The organism is Paenibacillus abyssi, assembly GCF_014640295.1.
GTDB lineage: Bacteria > Bacillota > Bacilli > Paenibacillales > Paenibacillaceae > Paenibacillus_D > Paenibacillus_D abyssi.
Window position 1 is genome coordinate 80,116 of record NZ_BMGR01000014.1, and the last position, 13,515, is coordinate 93,630.

The following is a 13,515-nucleotide window of genomic DNA, read 5'->3' on the forward strand; positions in this document are numbered from 1 at the left end:
CAGAGGGCGATGCCTCCTCTCTTTTCGGTTTTTTTTGAATTACCGTAGTATGCCGCGGTAATCGAATTCACTCGCTCATGCACCGCGCACAGCACTTCCAGAGTTAATATGAGCTTGCTTCTCGTCATCCAGCTGATCTGTTGATTCAAGTAATTCGAGATTTTGTTCCAGGCCGTCAATATCGCCCTTCAACTCGTTCCGCAGCTCGACAACCTGAACAAACACTTTTTCTTTCCGCGCCTGCTCAAAAACTGCTCGATCATCAGCCACAAAATTTTATCCTCCCTTTTCCATTTGACCATTTAATCCGCACCGTCAAATTTTGTCACTGTACTCATGGGCTTTGTCAATGTGAGCCTTGAAATACTCTAAGCAAGCATCAAAACCTTTATTGACAAGGGCGGCATACTGCTCTCTATGGTCACCTGCTAGAATAAGGAACTTTTCCATGTTGCCAAAGACAAGTGCGGTTGTTACGCAACCATAGTCCCTGGTATCCATGTTGTAACTGAGGTAAAAGCCTTCACCGTGTAAGGTCGAATTAAATACGGGGATTCCTAGCGACCGAAGAACGGGGTGGCTCTCCTGCTTAAAGAATTCTTTACCTGTCATTGTAATGGTCACTCCTTAGCGTTTGGGCTGCATGTATGCATCATCAACAAAATGACGACGACAGCTGAGCATATACGGTGAATTCATTTTTGAGTTGAAGACCCTTGACGATGTTTTCTATCGCCAGAGGGCTTCGCCTCCTTCGTTTTATGAAGTTGAAACTTATGGCTTTATACTAAGCTTCACAAAATCTTTTATGCCGTGTATGAATGACGGTATCGGCTTACCCGACAGTAAATGCATCCGAACGCAGTCATCATATGCCCTGTGTGGATCATTACCGTTGGTGAGCAGATACATATTCACCATGATAGACATACTCTCCAGTTCTTGCTTATTCCTTCTCGCCACCGGCAGTCACCAATCCTCTTGCCTTCTCGAACTCCCCTACCTGGTCTGCGCTTAAAAAAGTCGCTTTCATCTGGCCAAACTGTGCATTGAAATTAATGACATTGGCGTAGATACTTTTGGTGTGAAACAGGTTGTTCATCACCATTGAAGCGACCTGAGCGGCAAACTGATTTGTCATGATGCGTTGCGGATTTTCAGGCAGCAGCTCCCCGCACGATTGTCCAGGGAAGGAAGTGCGATCGTTATCCAAAATGTTCGGGTACACCCGTGTCACGGGCGGCAGAATCACACTTCCCTTCCACTTTAGACCAATAACACACTGGCCTCCAAAACCGCTCTCGTTCATGATCTTCAGCTGCTCTTGATTCGGATCATCGAACGTGGTCATCCCTTCGATGCCTAAATCAATCCAAACCAAATCAGTTACTTCCTCCGAGAAAAAAAATTCATCAAAAAGTTGACGGGTGCGGTCATTATCGATCATGCCAACAAGTACAGGAATCACCTGCCTGCCATTCGTAACCGTAGGAAACAGCCGGCGGAGCATATCAGTCGTGGTGATGTACTCCGTAACCCGCTTCGTCTCGACATCGTAATGGCCTCCATACCGATCAGACAGAGCAATAACTTTTTTGTCCGAAATGTCTTCTTCTGAGAACAATTGATTCTTCAAATTTTTCTTCTCAACGAGATCCCCGTCGGCTATCAAGACATCAAAACGATCTTTGGTTTTGCTATCGTTCGCTTGATACGAGGAAATTAGCTGGAGCAGATTGCGAAAGAAATAACCGCCATTTCCTCCCGCTCCGATTTGCCGGATCTGGAATTGAATGTGACTGCTTTCCTGCAAACAGATCGTTTTCATCCGATCATCCCCGATTTTTTTGCTTGTGACATACGCACAGCTCCTTCCAATGGTTTTTATAAAGGCAAAAAAACCGCCTTTCCAAAAAACCCATTTTCAACCCATTACGGGTGCAAACGGACGCTTTGGAAAAGCGGTTTAACAGCTACATAATCTCCTGGGCCGCCTGGCGGAGACAGTAAAATAATAAAAATAAGATGTGTTCATTATAGCAGAAACCAACAGCCTGTACCATAGCCGAAAGGTAACTTATCCCCTCTCAAAATCGCTGAAAACCTGTAGCGATGAGACAATAAAGATAGCACAGGGAGCGGGGGCAGGGATATGGACGAATATCGCTTTGAAATTGCAGAGAATAAGGTTATCGCGCAGGAAAACATAAAGCGACACACACCGATTAGCAAACAATTGTGGTGTGCCTTTAAGGATGCTGGTTATTCATTTTATGGTGCAACGCGCGACTGGTCTATCGTTATCGGCCTTCATAATCATTTTTGGGGGATTCATCATTTTATTGATGACACGCCGGAGACGATGATGATTGACGAGGACTCCGGGCTCGATTGGTCTAATATGTTCCCTGAACATGCGCCAATACACCGCGTTCTGACCCATCTTAAACACAGCGGGTTTGAGATCACCATTCCAGAGCAATGCTTCGTCGACGCCGCGCTGCAGGAAGTGCTCTATGGTGCAGCCAGCTGGCATCTGCAGTCGCCCAAGCATAAGCTTTGTATCTGGGCTCGGTCTCAAGCGCAGTCATTCTTGATAGAATCATTCCCTGATAAGCAATTCCCTCCCTATGGATTAAAAGAAGAAATGGCTTGGCCATACCTGGAAATGGTGGACTACGAGCAATTGTCGTTCTTTGGCGACTTACCTCTATCGAAGGAGAGACGGCGAAAACGGCCGGCACCGCCCACGAACCTTGATGAGCAGTTTATCATCGATGACTTTGTACCGGCTGATATAGAAGAATGGACTGATCGGGCAATCGAAAAAGTGTTTCTGGAGCAAGAGGTCGTCGTCGTGGCTTTTTCGGGCGGAAAGGACTCCTATGTTCTGCTGTTAAAATGCATTATGTACAAACTGAATCATCCTGAATGTAAGACAGAACTTCATATCGTTTCCGCCGATACAGGGGTAGAGAACCCGCTTCTAAAGGAGCATATCCGAAAGGTGCAGCAGGCGGTATGGTCGCTCCCAATCCATATCCCCTTTACGATCGCCGAGCCAGCGATTGAGGACCGATATTTCGTCTGCCTATTTGGTAAGAATTACGCTCCCCCCTCGCAAAATTTTAAGTGGTGCGTTGAAAGAGTCAAAGTCCGGCCAGGACGGGAAGTGCTGGCTGAGTATACGGGCGCCGGCCGGAAAGTGTGCCAATTGCTCGGGCTCAGAGAATCAGAAAGTCAGACGCGATCCTCCAGTATTGATTCGCATTATGGAGAGAATTTTTACGGTAACCACGTTGTATCGGGAATCAAAACCTGTGCCCCGATCAGACATTGGAGTGCTCGCCACGTTGTAACTTTTCTAGTACGCAACTCCCCTCCCTGGGAGAATTACGGCAATTACAATCTGCTCAATCTTTATGGATCTGCGATGGGCGGCGTGGCCGAATGCCCGATTGGTGCTGCAATCGGCGCAGAAAACGACGCGATTAAAGCCTGCTCCGGGTCCGGATCCCGCTTCGGCTGCTTTGTTTGCAGCGTGGTGGGGGATGATATCTCTCTTCGGAACATGATTGGGGATTACCCTGAGCTCGAGCCTTACTACAGGCTCAGAGGGCTGCTGAAAAAGGCACAGGACATCCGGTATGGGTTTTATACTGCATTCCAGCGAAAAGGCCGTAATCGCTTTGAGCCGGGGTTTGGAAACATGAATGGGGACGGGCTAACGATACTGGCCAAGCGAATGATTGAACTCGGGATACGAATTGAAGAAGCAGAGGTTCAAGAGATTATACGTCAAATCGTCTTGAGGGAATACCGGGAAGGAAATGCGATCTCCCCGAGGTTTCGGGAAGCGATATTTGCACATCTCCCCCTACACCCCCTGTTCACGGCACAAATGTATGATTCCATCTTGGATCCAGAGGGAGTCATTGATCGCCGTACATCTGAGGATAGGGAAGCGATTGAACGAATTTTGCAAATGGAGAAAGACGGGCTTCTTACAATTGAGTAAATCATATGAACAAAAAAGGAAGGGCAGCCGGAGATCGTCACTGATCCCCTGGCACCCTTCCTTATGGTTATTGTTCTTGCTGAACGGCCTGCAATAAAGAGAATGCGTAATTCAGACTCACTTGGCCATCAAAGGAATAAGACCATACATGCTCTTCCGATTCGGGGACGCCAGGAGTGACACGAACGACCTTTGCGTAGCCATCGTCCGTTTTCAGCTCCTCGTCATCGTCGTCTCCAAAGCCATGCTCAGCCAAATGACTTTCAATTGCTGAACGCCCAAATGAGGCGATCCGTCCAAGATCCGAATCCGCAATAAGGCTCTTGCATTGCCCTTCATCCATCAGAAGAAACATGAACATTTGTAAATTCCTCCCGAGACGACCCACTCCCGCGGGATCGTCATTTCCGACCCCGCGGTTGGGCGCGTACCGGCTACTACCTACTCTTCCGACATGTCATTCACATACGATTCCCAAGCCTCTCCGCAGTCTCTTATGAAGCCATCAAGGTCTGTGCCTTTTATTTGCTCCACCAGATGTTTTGCGTGCGGCTTAGGGAAAGAGTGATTGATTACAGCATCTTCGTAAATTTCCTGCTCGCCGGATTCAGCGATCCAATATTTATACATGAGCGGGATCATGGTTTCCATGTCATACTCATATCCAGCAGAATTGTCCTTGTGAACCCGTTGGTGCCATCCATCCGGATAGGCGTTCTCGGCCTGCAGGTCCGGCTGATCAAAGATGTAACCGATCGGAAGCTCGAGAAATTGTCCTCTCGCCCCGACTCGAAGCTTCACCTCTGGCATTTCATTCAGTAACCCGCCCACTACAGCATAGAGCATATAAGCCTTCTCGTCTGCATTGTCCTTCGTAGAAAAGAACGCGGGCATCGCATTATGTGAATGAATATGGAGAACCTGCACGTAACGGGCATCATTAAACCGCTGCGTACAATCTGCTATGATTGAATCCCATCGTACCGTCTGCACCGGGCAGTCCAATTCGTATTGATTGGTGCGGCAGTCATAGAAAATCTGGATCATCACTTCGTTCTGCTCGCTTTCGCTGCAGTACGCTTTGAAAAACGAAATGGCGGTGGTAAGCAGCTCTCCGGGTATCTTTGGGAGGCGGTATTCAAACCCTTCATGGATATCATCCAGGGAAGGGAGAAGCGGCCTGTGAAGCACAAGCCGCCCTACCAGACTGTCTCGGATTTCGTATAGCTTCCCATCACGGCCGGCGATGATGTTGTTCGGCTGCCGATCAGGAGCTTTTAGGAAATCACGCATTCTCCAGAAAAAGCCGGGCATTCAGCTCGCCCCCTTTTCCGTGCCGAAGCAGTCGACAAAAAGGAGCTTGTTGGGCTCGTCAGCATCGTACTTCGTCCTGGCATGGGTTAATTCCACATGCCCTTCCACCGTTGCGAGCTTCTCGCGAATCTCCTCCAGCGTGGCCTTGATCTTGCCGTCGGCGATCTCTTCTTCAAAAAGAACATTGATGATGTACGTCTGTCCGTACAGACGAACCTTCCAAGAATCAGGCTCGTTCAGCGGGACTTTCTCAATCTTCGGCTTAGCCGGTGTAACTGGAGTCGATGTTTTAGGCGCTTTGCCGATTCTCCCTGCTGCTTTGGTAGCGGAAGCGGGTTTGCCTTTCCCCTTTTCTTCCTCTGAAGCAGCGGGTGCTTCTGGCTCCGTACCAAACAAAGAAAGCTGCCCATCCTTACCAATGGTCATTTCAAAGTGATCTGGCTGAACAGCCTCAACGACAACCGCATTTTCCGAAAATAGACCCTGCTCTTTTTGCTCCATATTGTTTTCCATATTCCTTTTCTCCTCTCAAATGTACAAGATTTTTTAAACCGCGGCTGCCTGTTGAGGGGCTTCGACACGGTTATCAACACTGGCTTCAGCAGCACTTTTGAACATCTCGAAACAGTCCATTACGCTCATCTTCAATGATGACAGCTGCTTATCCTCGAAATCCTTACCTTGCAGCTTCATCAGCCATTCCCGAAGGTTTTCCCCTTGGAACAAGTGATTGTTTGCCGGCGAATTAAAAAACAGCTCCGGCAAATTCTGCAGCTCGAATAAATTGTTGATCTCGATGCCAGATAGCTCTGGCCAACAGGCTCGCTGATCTTCTTTGTAGACATTGGCAAAGGGATAGCGGTACAGCTCGGTTGCAGGCTTAATCACAGCGTCTTTCACCGCGAATATCCTGCAGCCCCGAATATGCTTGCCTCTGACTGCAAAGGCAAACAACAACTTCGGATGGCCGACCTGCTCGTACACGGAATCGTGAAATTGAACGTTCCGCTGCGCTTTATCCCGCTCCAAGATAATGATCTTGGTGCCATTGGACTCTTCTTGATATAACACCGTTCCCTTAGGCAATATGGGAGTGCAAGCCGTCTTAACAACCGGCGAGAACTCTGAGATTGCTTCCCGGAAGAACTGTTTCACTTCAGCGTCCTGAATATTCGACATGACGCCGATTACACTCCGAATCATCTCGCTGTTTCTAGTGGAAGCGATTTTCACTTTGGAGAGCAGAACAAGGAAGAGATCGGCCAGCGCCTTATCATCCTCGAGCTCCGTCACCCGCTGCAGCACATAATTCAGAAATCCAGCGAAGCTGGTTGGATCGAGTTTGCTAAGATCGAACTTGCTTGCCACTGACTTATAGAGACTGACAATCAAGGGCATCGAATCTGTCCCCTCTGCCTGTCCAACGATCGTGCTGAGCACTTTCGCCAGATTCTCTCCATTCAGATTCTCAAGCGCCGGCTTAACCACCTCGGAAACAACATCGCTGCTTTGCATCAGAACCCGCTTCAAGTCTGAGGGCTCCATCATTCCAGTGAACGCCAGAAATAATTCGTCCACTCTTATCGCTTGTTCCCGGACCGTGAAGCCATCCTCGCGCCTAACGACGCGTGCGAGCTTCGTTTGTTCATCGGGCAAGTAAATAAATCGTCCATTATCCGGCATGCGCTCCATTCTCGGCACACACTCCTTTCATCATCTCGTCCAGCTTCTTCTTGAAGCGGACAATACATTTCATCACGGAGGAGCTATATCCCCAGACTCCATTGATTGTTACCTGCAGCTGGTCGTCGCCAACTTCTGCTTCGCCCCATAGCTCTCCAAGTGGATCTTCAAAGGACGAAACAATATCAGCTAAGACAGCCTTCTGTTCTTCCCGTAAGGTCATAAGCTCGGAAACCGGAATCGTGATACACCGGGTTTCCTCCATGTCATCATCCTCAAACTCAACCGATGCACTAAATAAAAGCTCAAGCGCAGGCTGGAAGAGTGATTCGACGGCCTCATATTGACTTTCGGGCGTAAAAAAACACGATCCTGGCAACGGTTTGCCATAATCGTGCATCATTTTCGCGATAAGGATATTATCCAATCGATCGCGCATTCTCTCCAGTTCTTCCATTCCGTAATAACAGGATTTCCCCATTGGCTACCTCCGCTACAGACTCAGGCGAACCGGCAGATTATACTTCCGAGAAAGACTTTCGGCGTGTTGAAGCGCCTTATACATGTCTTTGCCTGGAAATGTCATCTTTGCCGTGCCTTTATCGTCCGTTGGTGGTAGTTCGGAGTTGGAATAACTTCCTCGCCCATTTTCCGGCGCCCACTCTAAACCGACATGATACAAAATCCGGTCTATCGTATTGCGCGTTTTGTAAATTTCATGCCTGCTGAAATATACCCTTTGTTCGAAAAGGGTATCGCTGACGACAACGCTCTTCATCGAGCATTCTCCTCTCTCAAAAAAAAGATTTTTTGGGCGGCTTGAGCTCATCAAACGTATTGCGCAGATGGGCCAACCGGTTCCACTCCGTAAGGAGATTGTCCCGGTTTGCTTCCGCCTCCTCCGAAGATTCGGCGCAATCCATCATACACAAGTGATCGACGGCTAATTCGGCCTGGCTTAACGTGAAGGAGTCAAAATCGATCTCCTCCAGTTTTTCGCAGCACTCCATGTAGTGAAGCACTCGCAAGGCGCCTTCCTCTTGTTCTGCATCTGCGGGGGAAAGACTACGTTCGCTGAGTTGCTCATCAAATCGTTCCAACATCATCCCCAAAACAGAAACCTCCTTTTGTCGTTGAAATATGAGCGGATGCAGAAAAACCACTCATTCAGCGACTAATAGAACGTCAAAAGACGATTCCCCATCCAAAATGGACAGATTTAGTCACTCAATGAGTGGTTCATAATGCACAAGATCCTCTAAGCCGCTTGGCGAGGACAGATAAAATAAAAATTATAAGATGAAGCTAGTATAGCACACCCTTAGTCCAGCTGAAAAGAAAAAAGCCTCCTGGAACGGAGGCTTGTCATACAGTAGTTAAACACTCGTAGGTATCGCTGTGATCTCTTTGATCAGGTCCCACGTCTTCCCTGCAAACACACCGGGAAAGTTATACTCTTCTTTTACAACATAGTCATGCTCAACCTGTTTAGCCCATACGTACAAAGGATGGTCCATTTCTTCCACTTCACACGGATGACAGATAATCTCTGTGTTGAAGTAAGACATTCTATGGCTGCTTGCTTCCCTATTACAACGATCGCATTTCATATCGTCTCCCCCTAACCGATCAGCAGACTGAGCTGGCCGTCTTCCTGTAGGCTGAGTGGCACTTCAGGCTTCGCTGCAGCAGAGCGCGGCCGCATCAACAGTAGTTCGGCGATAGCATTTGCAAAAACTTTAAAAATGCGTCCGTCTACCGCCTGGCCCAGCATTTCATACTGGCGGAGTAAGGGTGTAAAATCGGGGAACGAGAACCATTCGGGTACCGAGAAAATTTTCCGAAGCTCCGATATGGTGAGGAATCGAAAGGATTCCCCGTCATCCGATAAAACGTAAGAGTTAGAGCAGCTTTGGGATCGGTAACGCTTTGGGATAGTCTGAAGCTCTGTCGCATCTTTGGTTACAAAGGTCTTGGAAATGCTCCTATCTGCCCAAGAGTTCCCCTTCTCTGCCTTGGATCGAAAACTCTCCATCCAGCGGGCTACCGGCTTCCACTCGAAATCCTTGCTCGCTGCGTGATCCAAGACTTCACGAAGCTTCTTCCGTAGGAAGCGGGGCTTCTTCGGTACCTGGAACGCGAACATATCCTCCTCCGTTTTAAAGGCTAAGGAGTACGCTCGGGGCCGATGAGCAATGGATCCCCAATCAAAGCTATCGATCTCGATCGGATTCATCCAGTACGGATACACATCTCTCAGCGCGATTTGCAGCTTTTTGTACGCCGCGCTTTTGTAGTAGCCTGGAACATTTTCAAAGAAACAAACGCGGCTATCAGCTGCGCGGAGTATTCGGGCTGCTCCAATCACCAGATTATTAAATACGCCCTCTCCTCCATCACCGATTTTGCTGAAATCATTGCAGGGCAGCGTCACGAGCGAAACGTCGGATTTTACAACGTTCTGGACATCGCGCAAATCGCCGACAAATAAATACGAGTTCGGATAATTATGCTTCAGAACTTCCGCCGAATCATCCTCGAACTCGATCTCTTGGACACTTACAAAATGCTCAGTGTCCAAAAATGAAGCTGTGCCCAAGCCACCCCCCGCGGCCAACGAGAGCAGGGATAAGCGCTGATCCTTTTGGGTGCTCACCGTTGTTGCGGCATGGATGTCAAATCGAAGCGGGCGAACCACGATGTTAGAGCGATTGCCTTCTCGAAAAACGGTAATCTCTACTTTGTCATCAATACTGATGATGGAGGCAAATTTCATTCCCGAGGCGTCTACCAGCGGCCGATAGGTCCCGGTCTTTTTATTCAGTCTGCCTGACACATGAACGGTCGCGACGGCATCTTCCGCCGGCTGGTTCGATATATGGATCTCCTGTTCAGCTTCAAGCGCCCGGACAAACAATTCCTGCCCTTCTCTAGCCCGGCGGCTTCACAAATCAAATTTTGCAGGAAAATCCGGGGCGATTTCTCCTTCTGGCTAATCCGGTATACCTTTGTTAACGTCATTTTCTTCATCATTACTTCCTCCTGTCCATGTTTGCCGGCGTTAGGCCGGTTAAACCAAAAGTTCGCAAGAAACTTCATCTTCTTTGGGGCGATATCCCAATATTCTCTTTGCTGCAGCCCAGAAAGTCGCGGCCTTCGTTTTCTCATCAGCCTGAATCCCGGCGATGCGCATAGCCTCAAATCTCGGTTCCAGATCCTTCAGATAGGTATCTTTCAGGATACTGTAGCCAATAATAGCTTCTGCGGCCTTTGCCTTCTCCCATACATCACGGCGCCTGCAATAGACCACATACCAGTGTTGCCGACCAGCTCTCAAACAACCGGTGCAATTGGCATGCTTCCAGATGTCATAAGTCTCCGGAGGATTTACGCCGAATTCTCGTGTTGAGCTAATGGTGTTACTCCATTCCGCCAGAGGATATGCACTTTGATAGCCTTTAGCCTGGAGAATTCTACGACGCCGCTCGATCCGCTCGGTCTCTCCCGCTTCAAAACCGTAATAGATAATAATTTCATCATTACGGCCAGTTTCCGGATCCAGCGGGTAAGTCGTCTCGAGCCATTTATGAAAAGGCGCTGTCTTCAAGCGGTTCGTACATAAAGGATGCACGCCGGCCTTAAATGCTTTCGCCTCCACGGACACGTCGAACTGATCCTTTTCGTCCCAGCCTGGCATATTGGCGTATGTGATAGGAACACCGATCGACTCAGCCAGCTCGGTCTTGTATCTCTTGATATCCCAATGTTCAACCCACGGGTTGATATCATGGTTAATCAGTATCATGTTCTCGGGACCGTAATGCCGAGCTACCTCATAAGCCACGATGCCGGATGTTTCTCCGCCGCTGTAGCAAACCACATGCTTTACAGAAGGGTTTACCACGGGAGCTTCAAGCACTTTTTCCGTGTCGCTCGTTTCGGTATTTATGATTTCGCCCAGCAGATCAAACTGCAACTGCGTCATAAGCTTCTCTCCTCCAACAAAAAAGGCAGACGAAAATAAATCTCGTCTGCCCTCATGTGAATATTGTTTTGAAATAATACTAGGACTGCCCGAGCACAACTCGATGTCCACGAAATCCGGTGACAAATCGCGTGTTGCACATTTCGGACAATTCTCGTACTTCCTCCTCACTCAACTCTTCCATCTCCTTTGTCAGCAGTAAGCCGTCGGGAGTAGGGTAAGAGCGATCAAAGCCTTTTTCGGAATACTCATCGATTGCGCCCTGCTCTACCTTTCCCGGCAGAATAAGTGCTTGTACCACTATCGGCTGCTCAAGAAGATATTCATCAATGGTACGGTCGATTTGGTCTCTCTGCGTATTGTTCAGCTCGTCGTTATTGGCAAGCCGCTGCGCGATAACCTCTGATTCTTCCTGAGTTAAGGTCATGTTGCGCTGCTCGCAAAACCAGCTAATCTCGGCCTTCAAAGCTGAAATATAGCAACCGAATCCGCCATTACGCTTCTCTACAATCTCAATACCAGCTTGTTGAAGGATAAGGGCAACCGTTTCCGGATCACCCTTCACAACAAAAGCTGAAAGATTCGCTTCATTCACTTTTCAGCACTCTCCTCAAAAATGGACTAGCCCGCTTATTTTTTCAGGTTAAGAGAACCGATAACGGTATACTCTTTCATCCTTTTAAGCGCCTCATATTTCCGTTGTGCCGCCATCATCGCTACTTTACTCATTGTTTTCGCCCCGAAAAAATGAAGGAGGAAAAATCCCCCTTCACCCATAAAAGGGGGCTTCCCTCCTTCACCATCGTTAGATTTTTTTGTTTGTCCGATCAGACCAAACTTCACTCCAAAAAGGAACCATTATGAACTCATGCAGAACAATTGCGGCTTTTTACTTTGCCCAAAGTTCTGAATTTTCGTCCCAACGGTATCCAAGTGCTTCTGCTTTAGCCATAAGGTCTAAAGAGTCGCTGATTTCAAAGCCCTTAAATTCGAGATGATCCAACATTGCCTCTTCGGTCATCGACGACAACAAGAGCTCCCTCCCTTCAATCAGTGTGTGGGCGTAAAAAAAAAGACGGCCCTCACACGATCGTTTTGATAAGCAGGCATAATACTCCCTACAAATCTAAAAACGGTCGTCTGAGTGACGTCCTTTTCTGCACAGAAATGCTTCGGAATTCCCTAGGCCGCGTGGCGGGAACAATTAAAAGAAACAGATTGATAGCCATATTATAACACATGGAGTAGAGAGAGAAAACAAGAAAAACCGCCCCCAATTAAGCGTGGAGGCGGCACAGAGGAGCCGTATTATTTCAGCTCATCTCTGTAAGTGGCCGGATAAATGGATGTCCGGGATCAAGTATATCGGTCTCTTCATCAATCAAAGTCACTTCGCCACTCCCTCATTTTGGTAAGCGTCAATATGCTCCAGCTTATCGCTGCCGCATTTCTCACAGTTGTTTCCGCCGATCTGTTCGTGCTCGCAATTGCAACAAATATATGTGGCTTCTTCAGGATCCTCGTTACTTTCCTCAAGCAAGGCAAGGCCGTCCGTGCCATCTATGATCTCAGAGATGATATCCCATCCCTCAGATATACTTTGTTCTCTCAATGTGCGGCTGAACCGGTTATCCAGCAACCGTTTAATATTCTCAGGCGTATCTTTAAACCCGGCCTGTACCAACGCTACTTTCACATCTGAAATTCGCCAATTTATCTGCTCGACAATATTATCTTCAGGCAGATCTGGAGCGGGATTTCCCGAGGAAGTGCATCCTTTTCTGCTTATACCGTGAGCCTGGTTGTCCAGCCGATCAAACAGCGTGGCAACGATCAGTCCTGCAGCATCCAGAACGGAGAGCCCTGACTGCTTTGCAAGCTCAATCGCCCCGTCCTCCACTTGATCCAGCAGCGGTCCACCAAAAGAACCCCAGATGCTATCTTGCTTTGCCGGATTCACATTCTCCCAAGCCCTTGCGGCCCCCGTTATTGTTTTAGCGTATTTCCATTCATTCGCCATGATAATTTCCTCCATCATTTGGATTTTTAAAATAACTCGCTCAGTCCTTGATTAAAAAAGGTATCACTTATACCTTGAAGCATGTGGTGAACATAAGTTTCTACCATTTCTGGGTGGCCGAGCATCTTCTCAAGAAAGTGATCATCATCCGTCGCAAATGCAATAATCGTATTGATAAACATATGGATCGTGGTGAAATCTTTGACGATTGTGCCGACCATGCCTTCATCATCGATCAAGCCGCGGTAGATGATCCGAAGATCGCCATCGGTAAGGAAATACTCCTTGGCATCCAGAAAAATGCGAATCGGCACATAGATCAGAGAGCTGTATTCCAGAGGAAATGACATGATCTCGCCAACCGGCTGATCAAGTACGTTCCCCAGCTCCCAATCTTCTGTACCCATTGCCAAGCATGCTTTGAAGTGCTGGACGTTCATAAGACACTCTCACTCCTGACGTTTTTCGTCGTGTTTTTCTTCTCGTTACTAGAAG

19 protein-coding genes are annotated in these 13,515 nt (G+C 48.1%); 1 reads left to right on the forward strand and 18 read right to left on the reverse strand.

Features of this window, described 5'->3' with window-relative positions:
• Nucleotides 1-75: 75 nt before the first annotated feature.
• From IEW11_RS19440 to IEW11_RS19450, 3 genes are all read right to left on the reverse strand, one after another.
• A complete protein-coding gene (locus IEW11_RS19440) occupies nt 76-270 on the reverse strand; it encodes a hypothetical protein (protein ID WP_188532732.1) in 195 nt (64 codons plus the stop codon).
• A 45-nt stretch (nt 271-315) separates the two neighbouring features.
• Nucleotides 316-612: a hypothetical protein gene (locus tag IEW11_RS19445; protein WP_188532733.1), complete on the reverse strand. Its 297-nt coding sequence runs from the start codon at nt 610-612 to the stop codon at nt 316-318.
• Between the two features lie 334 nt (nt 613-946).
• Nucleotides 947-1,828, reverse strand: coding sequence for a ubiquitin-activating E1 family protein (locus IEW11_RS19450; protein ID WP_188532734.1), 882 nt, complete (start codon nt 1,826-1,828; stop codon nt 947-949).
• Between the two features lie 324 nt (nt 1,829-2,152).
• On the opposite strand from IEW11_RS19450, the gene IEW11_RS19455 reads away from it, so the two are divergent.
• The gene (locus IEW11_RS19455; RefSeq protein WP_188532735.1) at nt 2,153-4,018 is read left to right on the forward strand and encodes a phosphoadenosine phosphosulfate reductase domain-containing protein; all 1,866 of its coding nucleotides are present in this window, start codon (nt 2,153-2,155) and stop codon (nt 4,016-4,018) included.
• Nucleotides 4,019-4,085: 67 nt separating this feature from the next.
• Here the strand turns inward: IEW11_RS19455 and IEW11_RS19460 are convergent, their stop codons facing one another.
• The 15 genes from IEW11_RS19460 to IEW11_RS19530 form a co-directional block, all read right to left on the reverse strand.
• Nucleotides 4,086-4,379 (reverse strand): hypothetical protein, encoded by a 294-nt coding sequence (locus tag IEW11_RS19460; protein WP_188532736.1) that lies wholly within the window; start codon nt 4,377-4,379, stop codon nt 4,086-4,088.
• An 80-nt stretch (nt 4,380-4,459) separates the two neighbouring features.
• Complete coding sequence (locus tag IEW11_RS19465) at nt 4,460-5,332, reverse strand: hypothetical protein (protein ID WP_188532737.1); 873 nt, start codon at nt 5,330-5,332, stop codon at nt 4,460-4,462.
• Complete coding sequence (locus IEW11_RS19470; RefSeq protein WP_188532738.1) at nt 5,333-5,845, reverse strand: hypothetical protein; 513 nt, start codon at nt 5,843-5,845, stop codon at nt 5,333-5,335.
• Between the two features lie 33 nt (nt 5,846-5,878).
• Entirely contained in the window at nt 5,879-7,024 is a 1,146-nt protein-coding gene (locus IEW11_RS19475; RefSeq protein ID WP_188532739.1) for a hypothetical protein, read from the reverse strand.
• Complete coding sequence (locus IEW11_RS19480) at nt 7,005-7,496, reverse strand: hypothetical protein (RefSeq protein WP_188532740.1); 492 nt, start codon at nt 7,494-7,496, stop codon at nt 7,005-7,007. The genes IEW11_RS19475 and IEW11_RS19480 overlap by 20 nt, the downstream gene beginning before the upstream one ends.
• Before the next feature lie 12 nt (nt 7,497-7,508).
• Nucleotides 7,509-7,793: a hypothetical protein gene (locus IEW11_RS19485; RefSeq protein ID WP_188532741.1), complete on the reverse strand. Its 285-nt coding sequence runs from the start codon at nt 7,791-7,793 to the stop codon at nt 7,509-7,511.
• 16 nt (nt 7,794-7,809) lie between these two features.
• Entirely contained in the window at nt 7,810-8,127 is a 318-nt protein-coding gene (locus IEW11_RS19490; RefSeq protein ID WP_188532742.1) for a hypothetical protein, read from the reverse strand.
• Between the two features lie 264 nt (nt 8,128-8,391).
• Nucleotides 8,392-8,625: a hypothetical protein gene (locus IEW11_RS19495; protein ID WP_188532743.1), complete on the reverse strand. Its 234-nt coding sequence runs from the start codon at nt 8,623-8,625 to the stop codon at nt 8,392-8,394.
• A gap of 11 nt (nt 8,626-8,636) precedes the next feature.
• On the reverse strand, nt 8,637-9,932 hold the full coding sequence (locus IEW11_RS19500; RefSeq protein WP_188532744.1) for a DNA cytosine methyltransferase: 1,296 nt from the start codon (nt 9,930-9,932) through the stop codon (nt 8,637-8,639).
• A 153-nt stretch (nt 9,933-10,085) separates the two neighbouring features.
• A complete protein-coding gene (locus tag IEW11_RS19505; RefSeq protein ID WP_229725480.1) occupies nt 10,086-11,000 on the reverse strand; it encodes a hypothetical protein in 915 nt (304 codons plus the stop codon).
• A 79-nt stretch (nt 11,001-11,079) separates the two neighbouring features.
• A complete protein-coding gene (locus IEW11_RS19510; protein WP_188532745.1) occupies nt 11,080-11,595 on the reverse strand; it encodes a hypothetical protein in 516 nt (171 codons plus the stop codon).
• A gap of 35 nt (nt 11,596-11,630) precedes the next feature.
• On the reverse strand, nt 11,631-11,843 hold the full coding sequence (locus IEW11_RS19515; protein WP_188532746.1) for a hypothetical protein: 213 nt from the start codon (nt 11,841-11,843) through the stop codon (nt 11,631-11,633).
• 46 nt (nt 11,844-11,889) lie between these two features.
• A complete protein-coding gene (locus IEW11_RS19520; protein ID WP_188532747.1) occupies nt 11,890-12,030 on the reverse strand; it encodes a hypothetical protein in 141 nt (46 codons plus the stop codon).
• Between the two features lie 357 nt (nt 12,031-12,387).
• Complete coding sequence (locus IEW11_RS19525; RefSeq protein ID WP_188532748.1) at nt 12,388-13,020, reverse strand: hypothetical protein; 633 nt, start codon at nt 13,018-13,020, stop codon at nt 12,388-12,390.
• A gap of 26 nt (nt 13,021-13,046) precedes the next feature.
• Nucleotides 13,047-13,460 carry a hypothetical protein gene (locus tag IEW11_RS19530; RefSeq protein WP_188532749.1) on the reverse strand — a complete coding sequence of 138 codons (414 nt, stop codon included), beginning with the start codon at nt 13,458-13,460 and terminating at the stop codon, nt 13,047-13,049.
• Between the last annotated feature and the right edge of the window lie 55 nt (nt 13,461-13,515).

Coding starts and splice junctions, on each gene's coding strand:
- IEW11_RS19485 (WP_188532741.1), bottom strand. CDS start 7,793: ATGAAGAGCGTTGTCGTCAGCGATACCCTTTTCGAACAAAGGGTATAT.
- IEW11_RS19470 (WP_188532738.1), bottom strand. CDS start 5,845: ATGGAAAACAATATGGAGCAAAAAGAGCAGGGTCTATTTTCGGAAAAT.
- IEW11_RS19495 (WP_188532743.1), bottom strand. CDS start 8,625: ATGAAATGCGATCGTTGTAATAGGGAAGCAAGCAGCCATAGAATGTCT.
- IEW11_RS19525 (WP_188532748.1), bottom strand. CDS start 13,020: ATGGCGAATGAATGGAAATACGCTAAAACAATAACGGGGGCCGCAAGG.
- IEW11_RS19460 (WP_188532736.1), bottom strand. CDS start 4,379: ATGTTCATGTTTCTTCTGATGGATGAAGGGCAATGCAAGAGCCTTATT.
- IEW11_RS19475 (WP_188532739.1), bottom strand. CDS start 7,024: ATGGAGCGCATGCCGGATAATGGACGATTTATTTACTTGCCCGATGAA.
- IEW11_RS19505 (WP_229725480.1), bottom strand. CDS start 11,000: ATGACGCAGTTGCAGTTTGATCTGCTGGGCGAAATCATAAATACCGAA.
- IEW11_RS19450 (WP_188532734.1), bottom strand. CDS start 1,828: ATGAAAACGATCTGTTTGCAGGAAAGCAGTCACATTCAATTCCAGATC.
- IEW11_RS19480 (WP_188532740.1), bottom strand. CDS start 7,496: ATGGGGAAATCCTGTTATTACGGAATGGAAGAACTGGAGAGAATGCGC.
- IEW11_RS19455 (WP_188532735.1), top strand. CDS start 2,153: ATGGACGAATATCGCTTTGAAATTGCAGAGAATAAGGTTATCGCGCAG.
- IEW11_RS19465 (WP_188532737.1), bottom strand. CDS start 5,332: ATGCCCGGCTTTTTCTGGAGAATGCGTGATTTCCTAAAAGCTCCTGAT.
- IEW11_RS19530 (WP_188532749.1), bottom strand. CDS start 13,460: ATGAACGTCCAGCACTTCAAAGCATGCTTGGCAATGGGTACAGAAGAT.
- IEW11_RS19445 (WP_188532733.1), bottom strand. CDS start 612: ATGACAGGTAAAGAATTCTTTAAGCAGGAGAGCCACCCCGTTCTTCGG.